The 21,149-nt window shown below is 44.9% G+C and carries 15 protein-coding genes and 1 pseudogene; 7 read left to right on the plus strand and 9 right to left on the minus strand.

All coding sequences use genetic code 11. The annotated features are described in order from the left end of the window. Positions 1–204 precede the first annotated feature (204 nt). Positions 205–570, minus strand: coding sequence for a hypothetical protein (locus QUA23_RS06370; protein ID WP_333074439.1), 366 nt, complete (start codon positions 568–570; stop codon positions 205–207). Between the two features lie 297 nt (positions 571–867). Further along, positions 868–1,146 (minus strand): hypothetical protein, encoded by a 279-nt coding sequence (locus QUA23_RS06375; RefSeq protein WP_333074441.1) that lies wholly within the window; start codon positions 1,144–1,146, stop codon positions 868–870. A 69-nt stretch (positions 1,147–1,215) separates the two neighbouring features. Between QUA23_RS06375 and QUA23_RS06380 the strand changes: the two genes are divergently transcribed. Further along, positions 1,216–2,166: a DNA polymerase beta superfamily protein gene (locus QUA23_RS06380; protein WP_333074443.1), complete on the plus strand. Its 951-nt coding sequence runs from the start codon at positions 1,216–1,218 to the stop codon at positions 2,164–2,166. 45 nt (positions 2,167–2,211) lie between these two features. After that, positions 2,212–2,973, plus strand: coding sequence for a DNA polymerase beta superfamily protein (locus QUA23_RS06385; protein ID WP_333074445.1), 762 nt, complete (start codon positions 2,212–2,214; stop codon positions 2,971–2,973). A 192-nt stretch (positions 2,974–3,165) separates the two neighbouring features. Here the strand turns inward: QUA23_RS06385 and QUA23_RS06390 are convergent, their stop codons facing one another. Both QUA23_RS06390 and cobJ read right to left on the minus strand, forming a co-directional pair. Next, a complete protein-coding gene (locus QUA23_RS06390; RefSeq protein WP_333074447.1) occupies positions 3,166–3,954 on the minus strand; it encodes a hypothetical protein in 789 nt (262 codons plus the stop codon). Positions 3,955–4,472: 518 nt separating this feature from the next. Beyond that, on the minus strand, positions 4,473–6,227 hold the full coding sequence (gene cobJ / locus QUA23_RS06395) for a precorrin-3B C(17)-methyltransferase (protein ID WP_333074449.1): 1,755 nt from the start codon (positions 6,225–6,227) through the stop codon (positions 4,473–4,475). Positions 6,228–6,439: 212 nt separating this feature from the next. On the opposite strand from cobJ, the gene QUA23_RS06400 reads away from it, so the two are divergent. Continuing rightward, entirely contained in the window at positions 6,440–10,378 is a 3,939-nt protein-coding gene (locus QUA23_RS06400) for a cobaltochelatase subunit CobN (RefSeq protein ID WP_333074451.1), read from the plus strand. 89 nt (positions 10,379–10,467) lie between these two features. On the opposite strand, the gene QUA23_RS06405 is transcribed toward QUA23_RS06400, so the two are convergent. Continuing rightward, positions 10,468–11,079 carry a COP23 domain-containing protein gene (locus QUA23_RS06405; RefSeq protein WP_333074453.1) on the minus strand — a complete coding sequence of 204 codons (612 nt, stop codon included), beginning with the start codon at positions 11,077–11,079 and terminating at the stop codon, positions 10,468–10,470. A 363-nt stretch (positions 11,080–11,442) separates the two neighbouring features. Here QUA23_RS06405 and QUA23_RS06410 point away from each other — a divergent pair, with 363 nt between their 5' ends. The 3 genes from QUA23_RS06410 to QUA23_RS06420 all read left to right on the plus strand — a co-directional run bounded on the left by QUA23_RS06410 (position 11,443) and on the right by QUA23_RS06420 (position 15,601). Beyond that, entirely contained in the window at positions 11,443–13,128 is a 1,686-nt protein-coding gene (locus QUA23_RS06410; RefSeq protein ID WP_333074454.1) for an NAD-binding protein, read from the plus strand. Positions 13,129–13,297: 169 nt separating this feature from the next. Continuing rightward, on the plus strand, positions 13,298–15,124 hold the full coding sequence (locus QUA23_RS06415) for an N-acetylmuramoyl-L-alanine amidase (RefSeq protein ID WP_333074455.1): 1,827 nt from the start codon (positions 13,298–13,300) through the stop codon (positions 15,122–15,124). Positions 15,125–15,205: 81 nt separating this feature from the next. Further along, positions 15,206–15,601 carry an SH3 domain-containing protein gene (locus QUA23_RS06420; RefSeq protein WP_333074456.1) on the plus strand — a complete coding sequence of 132 codons (396 nt, stop codon included), beginning with the start codon at positions 15,206–15,208 and terminating at the stop codon, positions 15,599–15,601. Positions 15,602–15,717: 116 nt separating this feature from the next. Here QUA23_RS06420 and QUA23_RS06425 read toward each other — a convergent pair whose 3' ends face one another. After that, entirely contained in the window at positions 15,718–16,278 is a 561-nt protein-coding gene (locus tag QUA23_RS06425) for a Uma2 family endonuclease (RefSeq protein ID WP_333074458.1), read from the minus strand. Positions 16,279–16,357: 79 nt separating this feature from the next. After that, on the minus strand, positions 16,358–17,335 hold the full coding sequence (locus QUA23_RS06430) for a hypothetical protein (RefSeq protein ID WP_333074459.1): 978 nt from the start codon (positions 17,333–17,335) through the stop codon (positions 16,358–16,360). Positions 17,336–17,398: 63 nt separating this feature from the next. Here QUA23_RS06430 and QUA23_RS06435 point away from each other — a divergent pair, with 63 nt between their 5' ends. Beyond that, a complete protein-coding gene (locus QUA23_RS06435) occupies positions 17,399–18,595 on the plus strand; it encodes a CapA family protein (RefSeq protein WP_333074464.1) in 1,197 nt (398 codons plus the stop codon). A gap of 428 nt (positions 18,596–19,023) precedes the next feature. Here QUA23_RS06435 and QUA23_RS06440 read toward each other — a convergent pair whose 3' ends face one another. After that, on the minus strand, positions 19,024–20,559 hold the full coding sequence (locus QUA23_RS06440) for an NAD(P)/FAD-dependent oxidoreductase (protein ID WP_333074460.1): 1,536 nt from the start codon (positions 20,557–20,559) through the stop codon (positions 19,024–19,026). Positions 20,560–20,830: 271 nt separating this feature from the next. Then, positions 20,831–21,052: pseudogene (locus QUA23_RS06445) on the minus strand (precorrin-6A/cobalt-precorrin-6A reductase); the annotation flags it as partial. Between the last annotated feature and the right edge of the window lie 97 nt (positions 21,053–21,149).

Consider the following 21,149-nt stretch of genomic DNA (forward strand, 5'->3'; position numbering starts at 1 on the left):
ACTCCCGCACTTTTATTCCCATCATATGCTCTAACTTCAGCAACCTCTCCCTTGTAAGCTGCGCCCCCGATCAAAAACCTCATCCTGCTTTGGGTTTGAAAGTCCCGACGATCTTAATCTCTCCGAAAATGGGCTCACTGGCGATCGCAGTTCGGCGCCAGTGAACACAATTTAAAACCAGAGACTTGTAGAAACCTGGTTTTACTACCTTTTTTGACTGCAAGCGTAGTTCAGCACCTTTTTTTGAACTTGATTAGGGGGAAAGTACGCTTCTCGATATCTTTCATAGACTACAATTTTTCCTGTTTTAACGCTTCCCTCTGCTAGTCTCTGCATCATCCGAGTTTGGCAGTTGGCCGAGTACAGCACGTATTGTTTTGAGTTAGTCCTCACATCAAAGGTAATACGAGCGCCTTGTCTATTTATGGTGTTAGTTCCTACATACCAAAAATCATTATTAATTTTTGTTCCAGGAACAGGTTTCCACACAACGTCTGAAATTGCCGAAGCTCTCATTGCTAGACTTAAAACCCCAAGTGTAACCACCAGTGTCAAAGAAATAAATTTCATATCTCTCCTCTTGAATCTAAAAAGTTAAGCTGCTAACTCTTCAGTAAACTCAATCAACTCATCCACTTCTGAGTAAACCAGCGTTCCACAGCCACTTCTGGAAACTGATCCAACGGTGCCTCATACAAATCCGGAACTCCAACTGTGGCTTCTTCAAAAACACGTTCTGCACCGCCTTTAAAAACTGAATCAGATTGGCGTTAAACTGTCTCTGGTTAATAAAATCCTCAAAATTCCGCCTACTTCCTGATAATCCGGCAATGCGTCAATCTCGAACAACTCTCGCAGAAACGATAATTAACTATTCACCTTCAGATTAAACGCCTTGCGAATATTCGACTCCGAAAAATGCACATTCCCCCCGCCTAATTCTGGCCTCAGAGTACGTTCTAAGGCCACCAGTTGCAAGTCCGTCGCTGCTTCCCGATTGCGAATTGCTGCAATTGTCGGGTGAGTCTCAAAAATCTCCAATACCTTCGCCTCAACCCGCTGGCGATATTCCTCCTTGATAATTAGACAATTTTCAACAAGGCTAAATCCGCGTGAAGCGAAGCTATCCCGAAGGGAATCGCCCAAAACTTGCCTTGTATACTACACATATGCTACACTAACATTGTAGCTCGTGTCCCCGCAGGAGGTTCCCTCATGGCAAATGCCAATCTTCCTCAAAATTTCAACTTAATCCTACCCGCAGGAACCCAAATTGTCACCCGAATCGAGGTCAAAAACCCCGCCAGTGACCAATCTTGGAAACCGGGATTAGTAGGCGTCATCGTTCAATCGCCTACGGACAATTCCCACGCATATTTAGTCAAACTCCCAGACGGAACAGAAGTTAGTCTGCGGCGGCACGAACTCAGCATCCGCAAGCAGTTTCAGAGCGAAGGATTGCAGTCAGGAGGAGATTTTTTAGCAGAATACAACCTCTATGATTCTGTAATTTACCGCTGCATTCTTGGCTCGAGAGCCTACGGTCTTGATAACGAGCAATCCGATACAGACAGACGCGGGATTTACCTGCCGCCTGCAATACTTCATTGGTCGCTTTACGGCATTCCAGAACAATTGGAAAACAAGGAAAATCAGGAATGCTATTGGGAACTGCAAAAGTTTCTAGTTTTGGCACTAAAAGCTAACCCAAATGTGCTAGAATGTTTGTACACGCCTTTAGTAGAAACTGTTTCTCCTGTAGCACAAGAATTGCTCGAAATTAGGGAAATCTTTCTTTCTCAATTGGTTTATCAAACTTACAATAGCTACGTTTTGTCTCAATTTAAAAAGATGGAGCAAGACCTCCGCAATACTGGGGAAATTCGTTGGAAGCACGCGATGCACTTAATTCGCTTGCTGCTGTCAGGAATTACGGTTCTCAAGGAGGGGTTTGTGCCTGTTCGCGTGCAGGATTATCGATCGCAACTTTTATCTATCCGCAACCAAGAAATATCCTGGGATGAGGTGAATCAGTGGCGGTTGAGTTTGCACGGTGAGTTCGATCGCGCTTTTGCTGCAACTAAGTTGCCAGAACGTCCTAATTACGAGAAAGCGAACCTGTTTTTGATTAAATCTCGTAGAGGTGCAATCGAAATCGGATCTTGAAATCGCTTCTTGTGAAACAAAGCCCGCCTGCATGGACTGGAATAAATGACAGAATACATCTCGAATCTCGCCCAAATTATCTCCGTTCAACCTTATCCGCTACTGTTTGCGACTGTCAGCGGTTCGCACTTATACGGCTTTCCTTCTGCCGATTCTGACTTCGACTTGCGGGGAGTACACCTCTTACCGCTACCGAAAGTAATTGGACTGATTTCTGCCGACGAAACAATCGAAGTTTCGCAAGTTCGGGAGGGAATGCAACTCGATTTAGTAACTCACGATATCAAGAAATTTTTTGAGATGCTGTTGAAGCGCAACGGCTACGTGCTAGAACAACTGTATTCGCCGCTGATAGTTTACAGTACAAAGGAACACGAGGAATTAAAAGATCTCGCCTCGAACTGCATTACCAAGCACCACAGCCACCACTATCTCGGTTTTGCTAAAACTCAATGGAAATTGTTTGAGAAAGAACGCCCGCGTCGGGTTAAGCCGCTGCTGTATGTTTACCGGGTGTTGCTGGCTGGGATTCACTTGATGCAAACGGGGGAAGTGGAGGCAAATTTGGTGAAACTTAACGAGAAGTTCCAGTTGTCGTATATTCCTGATTTGATCGATCGCAAGCTGGCTGGGGAGGAAAAATCAGTGCTTGAAGATACAGATATTGAATTTTATCAGCAAGAGCGCGATCGGCTAATCAATATATTAGAAGATGCAAGTTTTACAAGTCATTTGCCATCAAATCCTCATGCAAAGGTTGCTCTTAACGATTTTCTGGTAAAGGTGAGGATGTCATCTGTGAACTAAGCTGTTCCAAGCCTAATTAGTCGTTTGGTGAAGCAAGCACCCTACATATTAGTCTATTAGTCGTTTGGTGTGCCGAAAATCGCAGGACCTCCAGTCTAGGACGCATCAGTACCAAAGAAACCGGGTTTTTTATCGACATTAAACACCCGAATGGAGTATTTTCATCGTCGCTCAAACCCGGTTTCAAGTGATTTACCTTGATACACTTGTGTTTGCTGGTTCGCTAATGCCAGCTAGGCCAATATTTCGATCGTCAGTAAATTGTAAGTTTTTTCCTGGTATATAAATATTCCAAGTTACGCCGCCTAAATATGTCTTGATATATGACATCAAGGCGTGGATAAATACAACGATGCCGAGCATTTCTAATGACTCTTCAACGGTCACTATTATCTGGTAAACTATATTATCCTCTCCCACTTTAGAAGCTTGGTATCCCCCTAGCAGTTCCATCCCCAATGCTCCTCCAATATAAAGAGCGCACGCTGCAACAAACATTTTTTTTGTAGGAAGAGGAAGGTGTAACAGAAACTTACTGTAGGATATGAGAAAGAGCGCTACTAGAAAACCGAACGGCACAATCCAAGTAAAGTAAAGAAATCCTGTGGTGGCATTTAGGAGACTTCGCATTGGATTTATCAAGTTTTCGTGCAATTGACCAGCTTCGTCTAAAGATAGATATAAAAATATGAATGATAAAATTTTCCACTGACGCTTGTAGCGACAACTATCCAAATTTTTCGCATAAGCAATCACACCTAGCAAGAGAGAACTAAATAGCAATGCCAAAACTGAGTATGCCGTTGGAATGTTCCGCTCGGAATCAACGCTGAATACCTTTACGAAGTAGTTGTCAGACGGATTACCAGGCAAGAAGTACACAGTCATCTCACTTAATAAAGATATTACAACTAGACAGGTCACCACTCGAAGCAAAAATTGGGTTACAGCCCCAGGAGCTAAAGGAATGTTCAGTTTCATGTTCTTTTAAGTGTTGTTTTAACCTTTGTTTAACGGAATCTTATCAAAAGAAAAAACGAATGCGGTCTACCCACAGATAGAGAAGACTGCAGGGGAATCCCCTCTTTTTGTTGTAAGCGTAAGATTATCGTAGGATTAAGGAATGTAGCAGACCTCGATCGCCATTGATTTTATCGTGACTATATAATAAAAAAATATTTACTGAAAAGTAAATTCTATCTCTCCCAAAATGAAGCTGAAACCATTACTAGGGTGGACTTTAGTTCTAAATTCGCTCAATGTCAGCGAGAAAAACTCGGCCTTCGGAAGCCGAGATTCCTCTGTACCGAGGATTTCTGTAATCGAATAGGATTACCGATCGATCGAGAGTGACCACTATGAGGTGAAATAACAGGCCAGTCGAGTGATTCGCCGCCATTTGTTAACCTAGACTCCCCCCAGCGAGATCGAAATATTTTATTGTCCAAGTCAATTAACTGTCAGTCAATTGCTGATTTCCCAAGTTTTTGCTGCTTTACTTATTTTTCGTACCTGCGCGGCGTGTAAACCCAAACATCTCCATATTTGCGGGGAATAATCCGAGTTTGACTCGAACCGACAATCACTAAAGTTCTCATGTCAGCGTCTTGCGGCTGGAATTCGCCGAGGGTGCAAACGCGGACAGATTGGCCTGGGCGGCCGAGGTTTCGCCCTAGGATGACGGGGGTTTTAGCATCGCGACTTTGCAACAAAATCTCGATCGCCCTAGAGAGTTGCCAAATCCGCTGTTTCGAGATCGGATTGTAAAATGCGATCGCGAAATCTGCGATCGCAGCGGCCGCAATCCGCTGTTCAATGACCTCCCAAGGCTTGAGAATATCCGAAAGCGAAATCACGCAAAAATCGTGTCCGAGGGGTGCTCCGATCGCAGCCGCGGCCGCCTGCATGGCTGAAATGCCCGGTGCGACCCGAATATCGATGCCTTGCCATTCGGGTTTGGCGTCAAAGTCGATCGCCTCAAACACCGCTGCAGCCATCGCAAAAATACCCGGATCTCCCGACGAAACCACGGCGACAGATTTTCCTGATGCTGCTAAATCTAGGGCAAAACGCGCGCGATCGATCTCTTCGCGGTTGTCGGAATCGTGCCGCTTTTGTCCTTCCCGCAGGGTTCCGGCTAAGTCGAGATAGAACTTGTAACCCACCCAATCCGTGGCTTCGCGCAGAATTTCCTTAACTTCCGGGGACATCCAGGGCGCGCCTCCAGGGCCCGTACCGACGATCGCCAGTTTGCCGCGGCTAATTCCGATCGCGCTAGCATTTATGGGTTCGGCGGCCAGGGCGAGCGCACAATTCAGGGATAAAGTGCGATCGCATTCGATTAACTGACTGTTTGCACCTGCTGCTGTCAGGGCAATTTGTGCAGCCTTATTTTCGATGAATTCAATTGAGTCTAATTCGACAAGTTCGGAGAGATTGAAAAAGCGGACGGGGACTTTAAAATATTGTGAAACTGCTTCAAGTGCCGGATTGCCCATCTCATTTTTTAATGCAAAAAATCCAGCAACAGAAGCTGCTGCCAAATTTGTTTTTGCCAGTAATTCCTGTACGCAAAACAGGGCTATTTCTGGCTGAATATTCGATATATTCGCGAGTGCAACTGCTGCAATTTGCGGATGGTAAACCAAGCAATCTGGCGTCGGCGCAATTGCTTTTTCGGTGACGCGGATAGTTAATTGGGCGTCGGGGGCGATCGGCAAATTGCTCTCGGAAAGCCAGCTTGCAGCCCCTTCTATGCGTACTTTTGCCCCGGCGAGCAAATTTGAAATAAAAGTCTTCGCATCTTCTGGATTCGCCAAATAATAGCCTTGGGGAGGACTCAGCAGCGCGGTGCGAAACCGGATATCTCCGGTGGTGGTAATTGAAGGTTGTACGCCGAGGGCTGCTGCAATCTCTCTGGCCAAATCATTAACGCCGTGCAAACCGCCCAGCAGCGGTACGACGGCGCTTCCGTCTTCTGCGACGGCTAAAACTGGCGGTTCGGCGCGTTTGTCTGACAGCAGCGGGGCGAGGGTACGGATGATTATTCCGGCGGCGCAGATAGCGATGATTGGGGTTTCTGTGGCAAATAATTCCCGCAATGTTTCGCCGAAGTTGCTAAAGTTGATGTCTGTGTTGGAAGTGCGATCGATTAAACCGTAAATCTGGGAACCGGGGAAATGTGCGGAGATTTTTTTGGCGAGCGACAGGCTGTTTTGACCTAATATAACTATTGCGGGAGGAATTCGATTCACGGTTTTAATTATGTGTGTGTTTGGAGTGGTTTAATTATTTTAATTTTTTGTTACTTTACGAATAAATATTTGACGACGAATCGCGAAGGCGCGAAGAAAAGTAAGAAGTGAAGCAAGTAGTTTTTCTGTTTTATTAGTGGCACAGGCATCTTGCCTGTGATTTTCTGCAATTAGTCTATCATTAAAAGAAGCAAATATTTCGAGGTAGGGCTGTGAAACGCATTGTCTTAATTGCAGGGTTTGAATCTTTTAATGCTGATTTGTACCGCAAAGCTGCCGAGTTGGCTGTTTCTGGGTGTCAGGGATTGGAAGTGCGGGTTTTTAGCGATCGCGCCCTCGCAGACGAACCGGACGCTGTAGCGGCTGCCCTCTCTAATGCTGATGTGTTTTTCGGGAGTTTGCTGTTTGATTACGATGCGGTAATGTGGCTGCGAGAAAGGGTGCAACATATCCCGATTCGCCTGGTTTTTGAGTCTGCTTTGGAATTGATGAGTCTTACTCAAATCGGCGCTTTTAAAATTGGGGACAAACCGAAGGGAATGCCGAAGCCTGTTAAGTTTATTCTGGATAAGTTCAGCAATGGGCGAGAAGAAGATAAGCTGGCTGGTTACATCAGCTTTTTGAAGGTGGGGCCGAAGTTATTAAAATATGTGCCGGTGCAAAAAGTGCAAGATTTGCGGAACTGGCTGATTATTTATGGTTATTGGAATGCGGGCGGTGCGGATAATGTTATCTCGATGTTTTGGATTATTTCCGAAAAGTATTTGGGGCTGAAGGTTGCAGAAATTCCGCCGCCTGTGGAAACTCCCAATATGGGTTTATTGCATCCCGATTATAATGGTTATTTTGAATCGCCTCGGCAATATTTGGATTGGTATATGAGTCATCAAAGTGCTAGGCGCGGGCCAGGTACCAGTTCCACAAAAGAGGCTAGACATCTTGATAGAAATGGTTATAATGGGCAAGATGCCCGTTCCACAAAATTTGATACGAATTGGTCGGAAAATTCAGACCAGGTTTCTAACGGGCAAGATGCCCGTTCCACAAAATTTGGAACCAATTGGTTGCAAAATTCATATCCAGTAAAATCCCCTGTTGTGGGCATCTTGCTTTACCGCAAGCACGTTATCACTAAGCAGCCTTATATTCCTCAATTAATTCGCTATTTTGAAGAGGCAGGAATTGTGCCTTTGCCGATTTTTATCAATGGCGTTGAAGGCCATGTGGCGGTGCGGGATTGGATGACGACTGCTGATGAAACTGCGCGGCGAAAACAAGGCAATATTGAAACTCTTTCGCTTTCTAAAGATGCTGTGGAAGTTGATGCGATTGTTTCTACTATTGGCTTTCCTTTGGTTGGCGGGCCTGCTGGTTCTATGGAGGGTGGAAGGCAGGTGGAAGTTGCTAAGCGGATTTTAACTGCTAAAAATGTACCTTATTTTGTGTCCGCACCTCTGCTGATTCAGGATATCCATTCTTGGACTCGTCAGGGGATTGGGGGTTTGCAAAGTGTGGTATTGTATGCTTTGCCTGAGTTGGATGGCGCGATCGATCCTGTTCCCCTGGGCGGTTTGGTGGGTGAGGATATTTATCTGGTGCCCGATCGCGCCAAACGCCTGACAAGTAGAATTAATAATTGGGTGAAACTACGTCGAACTCCGCCATCTGAAAGGAAAATTGCGATTATTCTCTACGGGTTTCCTCCCGGTTACGGGGCGGCGGGTACGGCTGCTTTATTAAATGTACCGAAATCGCTGCTAAATTTCCTGCACAAACTTCAAGCAGCAGGTTATACAGTTGGAGAAATTCCGGCTGACGGTGAGGAGTTAATTCGCAGCGTGAAAGAGGCGGATGAAGCTACTGGTGACGGGCAAGACGCCCGTACCACAAAAGAGACTGTTAATGTCAAAACTTTAGAAAAATGGCTGGGATATCTGTTAACAAGTCGGATCGAAAAACAGTGGAAATCTTTAACGGGTACGGGAATTAAGACAGACGGCGACGAGTTCCAAATCGGTGGCATTCAACTGGGGAATGTTTGGATAGGTTTGCAGCCGCCGCTGGGAATTTCGGGCGATCCAATGCGCTTAATGTTCGATCGCGATTTGACGCCTCACCCTCAATATGCTGCTTTTTACAAGTGGCTGCAAAATGATTTTCAAGCTGATGCTGTGGTTCACTTCGGAATGCACGGTACTGTTGAATGGTTGCCGGGATCTCCTCTGGGAAATACTGGCTATTCTTGGTCGGATATTTTGTTGGGAAGTTTGCCGAATCTTTATATCTATGCTGCCAACAATCCCTCCGAATCGATGTTGGCAAAACGGCGCGGTTACGGTGTTTTGATTTCTCACAACGTGCCGCCCTACGGTCGCGCGGGCTTGTACAAAGAATTGATGGCTTTGCGGGATTTGATTGCCGAATATCGGGAAGATCCGGCAAAGAATTATGTGCTGAAAGAGGCTATTTGCAAGAAAGTTTTAGATAGCGGTTTGGAGGCTGATTGTCCGTTTGATGAGGCTCGCAAGTTGGGGATTGCTTTTAGTTTTGAGAAGGTGGGAATGTTCAGTGCTGATGCTTTTAACCGCTATTTGGTGAAGCTTTACGAGTATTTGCAGGTGGTGGAATGTCGCTTGTTTTCTTCTGGTTTGCACGTTCTCGGGGAACCCCCTAATTCTGAGGAAATGGCCTCTTATCTTGAGGCTTATTTTGGGGATAGGTTATCACAGGAACAGGTGAAAACAATTGTTTCGCAAGCAAGTACAGGCAAGATGCCTGTGCCACAAACAAGCACAGGCATCTTGCCTGTGCCACAAGAGGGGTTTGATGGGGTTTTTGAGGAGGGTGTGTTGGTGCGGAATTTGTTGTTGCAAACAACGGATGAGTTGACTAATCTTATGCGGGGTTTGAATGGGGAATATATTCTGCCTGCACCGGGTGGGGATTTGCTGCGGGATGGGGCTGGGGTGTTGCCAACTGGTCGGAATATTCACGCTTTAGACCCTTATCGGATGCCTTCTCCTGCTGCTTATGAAAGGGGGCGCGAAATTGCTAGGAAAATTCTTGAGAAGCACCTTGAGGAACAGGGTAAATATCCTGAGACTGTGGCGGTGATGTTGTGGGGTTTGGATGCGATTAAGACTCGGGGCGAATCTATTGGAATTCTGCTGGAATTGGTGGGGGCTGAACCTCTGAAAGAAGGTACGGGCCGCATTGTTCGCTATGAATTAAAACCGTTAGCTGATGTCGGTCATCCCCGGATTGATGTGTTGGGAAATCTTTCGGGGATTTTCCGTGATAGCTTTGTGAATATTATTGAATTGTTGGATGATTTGTTCGTGCGGGCGGCGGATGCTGATGAACCAGAATCGGAGAATTTTATTCGCAAACACGCTTTAATTTTGCAGGAACAAGGTGTAGAGAATTATTCGGCAAGGTTGTTTTCTAATCCGGCTGGAGATTTTGGTTCTTTGGTTAACGATAGGGTTGTTGATGGTAGTTGGGAATCGGGGGATGAGTTGGGAAAAACTTGGGAAAGTCGCAATGTTTTTAGTTACGGGAGAAAGGATAAGGGGGAAGCGAGACCGGAGGTTTTGACCCAGTTGTTGCAAGGGTGCGATCGCATAATTCAAGAAATAGATTCTGTTGAATACGGTTTGACTGATATTCAAGAGTATTATGCGAATACTGGCGGTTTGAAGAAAGCCGCAGAAAAGCAGCGCGGCAAAAAGGTTAACACGAGTTTTGTAGAAAGTTTTTCTCAGGATACCACGCCTCGCAATTTAGAAGATTTGCTGCGCTTGGAATATCGAACTAAGTTGCTAAATCCTAAGTGGGCTAACGCGATGGCAAATCAAGGTTCTGGCGGCGCTTATGAAATTTCGCAGCGCATGACGGCGTTAATTGGTTGGGGCGGAACGGCTGATTTTACTGATAGTTGGGTTTACGATCAGGCCGCTGATACTTATGCTTTGGATGAGGAAATGGCGCGGAAGTTGCGCGAGGCAAATCCTGAAGCTTTTCGCAATATTGTAGGGCGAATGTTGGAGGCTAACGGGCGGGGTTTCTGGCAGCCGGATGCGGATAAGTTGCAGCAGTTGCGCGAGTTGTACGAATTGACTGATGAGAAGATTGAAGGGGTGACAGTGTAGTTTTTTTAGTCTAAATATTTAAGGGCGGGCTAGAAGCCCACCCCACAATAGTTTCAAATTTTTTCAGGTGCAAGTTAGAGGCGCGGCTATTAAATACCCCGATCGCCCTGCGGTTTTGTTACAGGAACTGACGGTTTCTTATTGGGAGAATTAAAAGCTCGATCGACCATATCTCCAAAGGGAACAAACTGCGGTGCCGCCGATTGAGCTCCGGTTCTGAACGTTGTAACTGGCCCGCTGCCGTCTTGGGCAAAATTAATCAATCTCGTTAAAGCATCACCGGGATTTTTAGCATTTCGCTTGTCTAGGGTAAACAGCAGATTTTGAGAGTTGCACCGCCCCCGTCCGTTCACGTAACAAACTACGGGCAAGTTATTCACAATTCCTGTTGTTAACTGCAAGTTGCTCAATCTTCCGCCATTCTGGGCAACAGCTTTTGTCAATCTATTGGAAACCATTTGGCAGCGCTGCCAAGGTGTATATTCGCGGCCGAACTCGGTAGATTTCCACAGAATCATCGGATCTGTTGTGACATTTCCCCGCCGCGCAATTGTGACAAAATTGCGGCCGGAAGTAACGCACTGAAATGTTGTTCTAGTGTTATTCCAGTTGCTCGTTGGAGCTGCTTGCACTTGGCTTGCAAAGGCGACAGTACCGGCGAAAACTAAAGCGGATGCTAATAAGGGTGCAGTGAATTTCATAATAACTCCTGCCGCTAAGGCAGCTAAATTTATGTAGGAAGTCATAGTTGTAGGGACAGGGCTGTGTCCCTACCTATTCAATTTCTGCTGGTGGGCTGTCGCACCCGGATATTTTTCAAATATTAAATTACGTTATTGCACCTCATATCTGTAGGTACAGGGCACTGCTGTGTCCTTGTTTCAAAACTTGGGAACGCGGCTTTAGGCACACGGCACGGCCCTTTCCTTGTTCCAAAACTTCGAGACTGTGGAACAAGCATCCTAGATAGTGTTTTTAGCTACATTCTTCAAAGCCAGAGCCGTCAACAATGGTAAGTAAAATTACAAAGGACAGCTCCGAAATTGGCTGCCAAATAACTTTTTATGAAACCTCGAATCATTGTTTGCGGGTTGGGCCACACGGGACACAAGATTTTTTGTTTGTTGAGACAGCAGGGAGCGATCGCGATCGGTATTAGCGATCGCCCAATTCGCGGCGAAACTTCTGATGTGGTTGTCGGCAATTTGCAAGCAGCTTCTACCTTGTTGGCGGCTGGCATTCAAAACGCTCACACTTTAGTAATTGCAGCAGACGATGATGCTGTGAATTTGGCAATTTTGATGCAGGCGAGGATTCTCAATCCTCAGATCCGAATCATCAACAGATTGTTCAATACTAGCTTGGGCGATAGGATTGACCACACTTTGCCCGATCACACTTCCATGAGCGTTTCATCGTTGGCGGCTCCGGTTTTTGCCTTTGCGGCTCTCGGAAGTCAGGCGATCGGACAGTTGCGTTTGTTCGATCGCACTTGGCCGATTCACGAAGAATATATCGATGAAACACATCCTTGGAAAAATCGAAAACTGAGCGATTTGTGGGACGATCGATCGCGAATGTTGATTTATTATCTGCCGGCTGCTAACAAAACTGATTTAGTATCGGCGGTGCTTGCCGATCGGCAGTGTCAGCAGGGCGATCGGCTAATTGTTGCCACTCAGCCGACTATCCGCAGCCCCCAAAAAACTTTCACTCAAAAACTGCTCAAAACATTAACTAACCTGCGCCGATTTCAGCAGCACAGCCAAGCAGCAGTAATTGTTGTACTGACGCTGCTGGCAATGATTGCCGTTGCTACTGCCACCTATATTTGTGTTGACGATAATATCTCAATTGTCGATTCTCTCTATTTTTCAGTAGGGATGATTACCGGAGCCGGAGGCCATGAAAAAGTGGCGGAACAAGCTCCTGAAAGCATTAAACTATTTACAGTTGTGATGATGTTAGTTGGAGCCGGCATCATAGGGATCTGCTACGCACTGCTCAACGATTATGTATTGGGAACTCGCTTTACCGAATATTGGGATGTGGCGCGAGTGCCGCAGCGCAATCATTACATTATTTGCGGGCTCGGAGGAATTGGCATCCAAATTGCTAAAGAACTGCACACTAACGGTTACGATATTGTGGCGATCGAGCAAGATCCGAACAGCCGATTTCTGAGCACGGCTCGCTCAATGAAAATTCCGGTCATTCAGGGAAGTGCTAGTTTGCCCGCAACTCTGGAAGCTGCTAATGTTAAGCAAGCCGCAGCACTTTTGGCGGTAACTAGCAGCGATATGTCTAATGTCGAAATTGCCTTGAGCGCTAAAGGATTGGCACCCAAACTATCGGTTATTGTCCGCAATCAAGACCCACATTTTGCTTTGATGGTGCAGCAAGTTTTTGAGTTTGAAGGAGTTTTGAACCCGACGGAATTGGCTGCTCCTGCTTTCGCAGCGGCGGCGATTGGAGGCAGAATTTTGGGCAACGGAATGACTGCTGACAGTCTATGGGTTTGCTTGGCCACATTGATTACGCCAAACCATCCTTTCTGCGGCCAGCGCATTCAAGATGCTGCTAAGTCTGCGGATTTTGTGCCTCTTTATGTGGAAACTAAGTGTCAAACTCTCCACGGCTGGGATTTACTGAATTGTTGTTTGACTACGGGGGATGTTTTGTATTTGACGATGCCGGCGAATCGGTTGGATCAACTGTGGAGAACGACCTCGGAATTAATTAAAACTTAATGGTTTGATGCGGTAATTTATTTTGCCGATCGCTCAATTGCAACTACAAACCTGATAAAATGGGCCCTGTATAGTAAATAGGACTTACGGCTAATCCTCAGAAATCCGGTTTCTTAGGGCAAGTTCTAGTATAAATAACTAACAGAGTCTCAATTAGTTGCGGTTTAGAATGAGAAAATTTTTAGCATTATGTGTGTTTGGGATGATCGTGGCGATCGCCTCTGTAGCTGTGGCGGCTCAACCTTTGTTCGTCTCTTATCCTCCAGCCAACCACAAAACTACAGCCGATCGCATCTTTTTAATCGGTACAGCGCCCGCACCGGGACAAGTGTTAGTAAATGGCAACCAAATTTCGCGTACCGCATCTGGGCATTTCGCCCCGACTTTTCCCCTGCAACTCGGCGAAAATCTCTTTACCTTGCGTTACGAAAATCAGGAAGTCAAAATTAAGGTGACGCGCGAGTCGAATCAGCCGGAAGTCCCTGTAGGATTGGCTTTTGCTAAAGATTCCCTGACACCGAAAGTCGATGTGGCGAGTTTGCCGGGGGAATATATTTGCTTTGGGGCGATCGCACCTGCGAATGCTCAAGTTTCAGTAAAATTGGCAGGCATTACTATTCCTTTAAAAGCGCGATCGCAAGTCGAATTACCCGACAACGCATCTGTACTGTTAGACGCAAATTCCCCCATCAAAAAAGGCGGTAGCCAACAGTATCAAGGCTGTGCTAAAACTCCCCCTAACCCACCCTTGGCAACGGGGAGCAATGAGTCTAAATCTTCCCTACCCAAGGCTGAAAAAGTTGAATTAGGAGTGCCTGTATTTGAGCTAACAATGAACGCTCAAACTATCAGCCAACAAGGTACTGGCAAGATTTCTATTCTTTCTCCTGCTGACTTAGAAATAGCCGAAGTAACAGCAGATCCTGGTGTTGCCAGAACCGGGGCAAGTACAGATTTTTCTCGGATGACACCGCTGCCCAAGGGAACGCGAGCAACAGTTATCGGGCGCGAGGGAGAATGGCTCAGACTCGATTACGGTGCTTGGATTAAAGCCTCGGAAGTGCGAATTGTCCAGGATTCAGTGCCTCCGCGATCGATTATTCGCAGCGCCAGTTCGCGTCAAGTGTCCGGCTGGACAGAGGTGTTATTCCCCTTAGAAATACCCGTCCCAGTCACTGTGCAGGAAGGAGAAGGCACTTTTACTTTAACGCTGTACAATACCACCGCTCAAACTGACATTATTCGCGTCTCTGATGACCCGGTAATTTCACGTTTGGAATGGCAACAAATCTCGCCACTGCAAGTACAATACACTTTTAATCTCAAATCTACCCAGCAGTGGGGTTACAAGTTGAGATACGATGGCACAACTTTAGTGTTGTCTTTAAAACACCCGCCTGCGAATACAAGCATGATGCCCAATTCGCAAGCAAAACCATTATCGGGAATTAAAATTCTCATCGATCCGGGACACGGCGGGCCGGAGGATGGAGGTGCGGTGAGTCCAGTGGGGATTAGAGAAAAAACAGTAGCTTTAACAGTGTCTAAATTGGTGCAACAGGAATTGCTAAATCGGGGCGCGAGTGTGGTAATGACGCGGGTAGAAGATGTCGATTTGGATTTGCCACCGAGGGTGGAAATGATTCAAAAAGAAGAACCTGCGATCGCAATTTCAATTCACTACAATGCTTTGCCGGATAACGGAGATGCCATTAAGACTAAAGGCGTCGGCGCTTTCTGGTTTCACCCGCAAGCGCACAGTTTGGCAATATTTTTGCACAATTATTTAGTTGCCAAGTTAAACCGTCCGAGCTATGGTGTATTCTGGAACAACTTAGCCATGACTCGTCCTGCAGTTACTCCATCTGTTTTAATGGAATTGGGATTTTTGATCAATCCCGAAGAGTTTGAATGGATTGTGAATCCGACAGAACAAAAGAAATTAGCTGAGGCGATCGCCCAAGGTGTTACCGAATGGTTTGCCTCGGTCAAATAACAGTTAGTAGTAAGAACTGAAGTCTTTCTCCAAAAAATCCTAGTCAGGACTTCAGTTCGGTCAATCCAAGGAAATGAAATAATGCTAATTTTTACTCAATCAAAAGCTTTTTTTATTGCAGCCGTAGTTGCAAGTCTTAGCTTCTCACTTTACAGCTTTCCTGTTTTCGGCAAGCAGCAAAATCTTTCTCCCGCAAAAGCAGAAGCTTTAAAAAAGCAAACTCATTGCTCGTTTATTACAGGTGAAGGTGGTGCTGTTAACATTCGCAAAGGCCCAGGCACTAAGTACGCGGTTGTTGCTAAATTGAAAAGAGGAGACGGAGTTAGGGCTGTCAGCAGACAAGGTAATTGGGTGAAAATTGCGGCCAGATTTTCGGGTAATCCTCCTAATGAAACTTTGACAATCCTTGACGGTTGGGTGAGCAATCAATTTATTAATGGCTGTTCCGAAGACCAATTTGACAGGTGGCGGCAATAGGGAATTTGGTTTGTAGTAAGGATTTCAGTCCTTAGTTGAGATAAAAGCTAAAGTTTTCACTAAAAACCACACCTGGAGATTTTTAAAAGTGGTACAAAAAAGACGATCGCCCTGATTCATTGTTGCATTATCAACCAGCTAAACACCTGTTCAGCGGTGATATTCAGAGGAATCATTTCGGGCACAGGAAGGACATCGCTACCTTCGCAGAATTGCGGTTGTTGGTTGGGCAAAAACGCTAAAATCGATCTATCGTCTGGATCGATTAGCCACCCCAACTGACAATTATGTTGAAGACAGTGAATAATTTTTCTAGTTACGCGATTTGAGCTTTGCTGTGGCGACAGGATTTCGATCGCCCAATACGGTGCAATTAGCACATCATCTACTGGTTCGCCACTGTCATCAAATTGAATCTGTTCCCACAATAGTACCGCAATATCTGGAACAATCGATCGACCGCCAAAGGTACACCGCAACTCTGGAAACGCATAAGCTATCTTTGGAGTTTCCGTCACCTGATTAATTTCATTGCAGGCTTTGGATTGCAATCGGCTGTGCTTTATTTTTGGGAGAGGTTTTTGGATAATCTCGCCCTCAATGTATTCGCAGGCAGGTTTAGTTTCTGGCAGTTTCAGAAATCCTTCCAGGGTGAGGCGCCCAGTTGCGATTGTCATAAATAAATTCCTCAATTCTACCTATCTTCCGTGTAAGCGAAAAAAATATTTATCTTGCATTAAAAATGTGCTGTGTCGCCTAATCTCCCGGAACAATCTGCTGCTTAAACTCAAACAAATTAGGATTTTCTGGGTCATAAAAAGCCCGCAACCAATGCACGTTTGGAGAACCAAAAGTTTCAACTCTAGTAAAATTTTTCATTCTCGGTAATTGAGTCTCATCGGTAAAATGGGGTAAAGGTTTATCGATGCGGAAATAGTGAGTATCGCCGTGGACGAATACAACCTGCCCTGGGAAATTGCCTGTTTCTGTTTCCAGAGTTGCGATAAAATCGTTGTAGCCGCTTCTTCTTTTGTCCGTCGGATCGAATTCAAATCCCGGATTTGCCTGTGCAACTAACACAATTCCTTTGCTGTTGCTGCGTTTGGCTAAAGCAAAACATTCTTTGATCCAGGCTAAGTTAGCCCAATTGCGATCGGCATATTCAGCATATGCTTCGGGAGTGCGGCCAAAATTGTTGTTGCTTCCCGGCATATTAATCGCCAAAAACACAACGCCATGATAAATCCAGCGAACATTTTCGCGGAATTTAGCAAACTGCGGGTTTTCGCTTTGACGGGTGAGAGTTAAGGTGCGCTTTCCCAAACTTTGATTACCTTGGTTGAAGATTTCCCGCAGTTTAGCGAGTCTTTCTACTGGATCGTAACTGCCGTTATTTGAACGGTGGCAATCCGTCCATTCATTGTCACCATAAACTAGAATAAATGGGATTTCAAAATTATCAAATAACTGCTTGCGACTGACAAAAGTTGCATCATCGCAGACACTAGAACCGTTTTTAATGTCGCCGTCGTGGACGACAAACGCTGCCGGCGATCGATTGATATCTGCAATCAAACTCGGAAATTTTGCTTCTTGTTCGGCACTGTAGGGCAAATCGCCAATTAAGGCAAATTCAAAAGGTCTATCGCCCGAAGTTTGAGCGTAAGTTAAAACCCCAAAACCCATAATTGCTACAAAAAAAATTAAGGCAAGAATTAGATAGTTTTTTTTCATTTTTTGAGCCGTAAGGAAATTATTTATGATACCATGTTAGCCGACAAATTACTCTTAAAAATCATGAATTTTCGTCGGTTGCTCTCGATAATTGCCATGCTTTCGATCGCAGGCTGCAATGTCCAAACGCCACAAACTAACACACAGACTACAGAAAGTCGATCGCCAATTGCAGCCCCTGTTCCCCCCAAACCACAGTCTGAAATCAAAGAAGCAAAACTAATTGCTGTCGGCGACATCATGATGCACAGTACCCAAACGCGATCGGGCTACGACGCAAAAAAGAAAACATACAATTTTGACAGTTTCTTCGCACCAGTTAAAAGTATCCTATCAACAGGCGAGTGGGTCATCGGAAATCTCGAAACACCTTTAGCGGGCGAAGATGCGGGCGGATATACGGGATATCCGCTATTTAACGCACCGGCTCAATTAGCAGATGCTGCTAAAAAAGCCGGATTCAATATCTTGACAACCGCGAACAATCATGCTTTAGACCGTGGAGAAAAAGGGGTAATTAGGACGATCGCCAATCTGAGCGATCGCAAAATTGCCTCAACAGGAACAGCCGCATCAGCCACCGAAGCTTCACGCACTTTAATCAGCACCAAAAATAACATTTCACTAGCCATCCTAGCCTACACCTACGGCACAAACGGCATTCCCATACCCAAAGGCAAAGATTACTTAGTTTCCCTAATCGACGAAAAAAAGATACTCAAAGACATTGCTAAAGCCCGAAAACAAGGAGCAGATATTATCGCAATTTCCCTGCATTTTGGCGATGAATATCAGCGACAGCCAAACCCCCAACAAAAACAATTAGTGGAAAACCTATTAAAAGCTGGTGCAGACATCATTCTCGGCAGCCATCCCCACGTCGTCCAACCTTACAAGATTTTTAATTTTCCCGGAAAAAATGGCAAAACCCGCAAAGCTGTAGCAATTTATTCAATGGGAAACTTCATTTCCGGTCAGAATAAAAAATATACCGATTTAGGCGTAATTTTGCAAGTAAATATTCGCAAAACATTTCCCGAAAAAAGCACAGAAATTACCAGCATTCAAACCATTCCAACTTGGGTTCACCGCTATACTCAAAACAATAAAACGAACTATCGCGTTTTGCCCTTACAAACAACTGTCAGCCAGAAAAAAGATGCACTGCTAGCAACTTCACAGTATCCTGTTTTATCAAAATATTTGCAGGATATGAACAATCATCTTAACTCTTTGAATAGTCCCAAAAAATCCAAATAATTTGGCAGTGAAAATTGGGAATGGGGCATTAGTTATTGGAATTGGAAGCCTAGCCGAGGGATTTGTATTCCCAGGCAGTGCTCATTCCTAAGATAACAACTTAAGCTAGGGAACCATTTGTCAATCAGCAATTATGCTCAGCATTTACTCAGGTTTTGGGTATAAAACTTAAGATTTAGGCGATTCAAAAATCATGCCGAATCTTCAGCAAATAAATTTACCCACGCTTGGATATCCTTTCCAATCAGTGCGAAATGGGCAGCAGAATAGCGCGTCATATCAACTCCGCTAGCATCGGAATTGTAAAATCGAATCAACAGTCAATACTCAACTATCATTTAGTTTTTCGACTGACAGTTAACAGTCAACAATAATTTCCGTTGCACCGGAATTGATATCAATTGACTCCTGATAAGCTTTGGAAGCAATCATGTATCCAAAGGAAGAGGGTGTAATGGAGTAGAGCGCGTTTTCTTTTTGTGATTATATTCTTCCGATACGCCAAGATAATCTGAGGGTTGATATCTGCCAAATATTTCAGCGAAAATATTAGGCAGTTTTCGATAAGGAGAAACACCCATATCTTTAAGCATGATGTCAATATATTGTTGAAAGCGAGTATTAATCGCACAGGATCGCGAAGGTTCAAATTGAATATTTGCGCGTTTCCACTCGCGGATATATTCAATACTTTTTTCCATATTTTCGCAGGAAGGTAACTCAAGTTCACCACGCAAGTAAGCACATAGCCATTGTGTGGCAATTTCGACTGCTGGCACGTGCATATATCCATGATTGAACCCGGCAAAGGCAATGCCAGGAATGTGAGGATGAAGCAAGTGACGATATAACTGCACGCCATCGGGTTCGGTTTCCAACATTTTTCGATATTTATCAGGCAAAAATGGAAAAATCGGCGTTTGCGAACCCAAAGATAGAACGACTAAATCGCATGGAATCTCACAACCATTTTTCAACTTTACTGCTTCTGGCGAAAAACCAGATAATTCTGCACGGTGGGGCGAGATTTTTCCTTCTGCAATAAACGGATAGTAATTTTCAGGCGCAACCGCTGTGGCTGAACGTAAATCAGGCAATAGTTTGTGGTCTGGTTGTACAGCTTTGATTCGACCCTGGGCCTCTCGATCTTTTCCAGAAACATTTCGCTGAACTTGAAAGCGGAAGATGGATGCAATCAAATCCCAAAAAGCTGAAACAATGAAGCCAAGGCGATTGTGCAGGAAACGTTCAATGGCGGTTGGATGTGCCCAACTTGTCATCATCACTGTTCCAAAACGGCTGAATAATGCGTAGGTAAAATGTACGCCCAAAATTCGTTCTGGCACAAGCCACCGCGGTGTACGAAATACATGATTTACTTGTGCGCCTTGTTTTGCTGCGAAAGTCGCCATGTCCAAAGCGCTTTTTCCAAAACCAACGATTACAACTCGTTGATTGTCGAATATATCAAGCGTGTGGACATCCCGTTCAGTGATAATTTTCCCGCCGAAATCTTCTATACCTGGAAATTCAGGTTGATACTTTCCTTCTGTATATTGCCCAACTGAGATAACGACATATCCAAATAATTCTTCGTGAACGCCATCCTGGTTTTTATATTTTAATAGCCAGCCATCTTCTGTTTCTTTGAGTTCCATAACTTCATGATTTAACCGCACATCAAGATTTAAATGGTTGACCGCTTGCTCCAAATAATTCAGGATTTGTTCTCCGGTGGGATGTAAATCCGGAGTGAATGGCCAGGGAAAATCAGATAAATGATACTGTTCCCTGATATTTTGCAGGTGTACGTTTGGGTATGCAAGTGCCCATACTCCGCCAATCTTTTCGGATTTCTCGAAAACAACTGCTGCGAAACCATTTTTCTTGAGAATATGGGCTGTCGTAATGCCTGATATTCCCGCGCCAATAATGGCAATTGGCATACCGTTTTTGTATTGCATATATTTGAGTCTCCTTATTTAGTATGGGTATTAGAATAATTTTACTGAGGCAGTGACCAGCAACCGGAAAGCCTTGCACTGAGAAATTTTTTAATTGATCGCTCTCAAAAATATAGAGGCGCTGTCACCCCGTCAAATTAGCGATCTTAAACCTAACTGCTGATAGTAGTCTAAGTGGTTATAGACTAAGGGGGAGAGCAATTCTTACAGTCTGGCTGCTACAGCCTCAGTGGAGGCGAGCTGGCACATTCCGATCACCCCAAGGATTTAACTAATAACTAATAACTAATAACTGCTTAATTAACCAAGCGATCGTCCTTTCCACATCAGCAGCCTGCTCAGCATAGGGAATCTGCAGCCGCTGCACTATCACAACCGGAATTTCCAGTTCCCTAGCAGTAGCAATTTTAGCATAATTAGCACTGCCGTCGCTGTTTTTTATAAAAATTGAATCAATTTGATATTTTAATAGTAATTGTCGCTGGTCTTCCCATAAAAAACGCCCCCCTTGCTATTAGACATCTCCGAAAAATAAAATAAAGAGTAGGAAGAGATGGTAAAATATCTTTTTTTCGGGACTGAACATGAGT

The organism is Microcoleus sp. Pol1C5, from assembly GCF_036701115.1.
In the GTDB taxonomy this organism is placed as follows: Bacteria; Cyanobacteriota; Cyanobacteriia; order Cyanobacteriales; family Microcoleaceae; genus Microcoleus.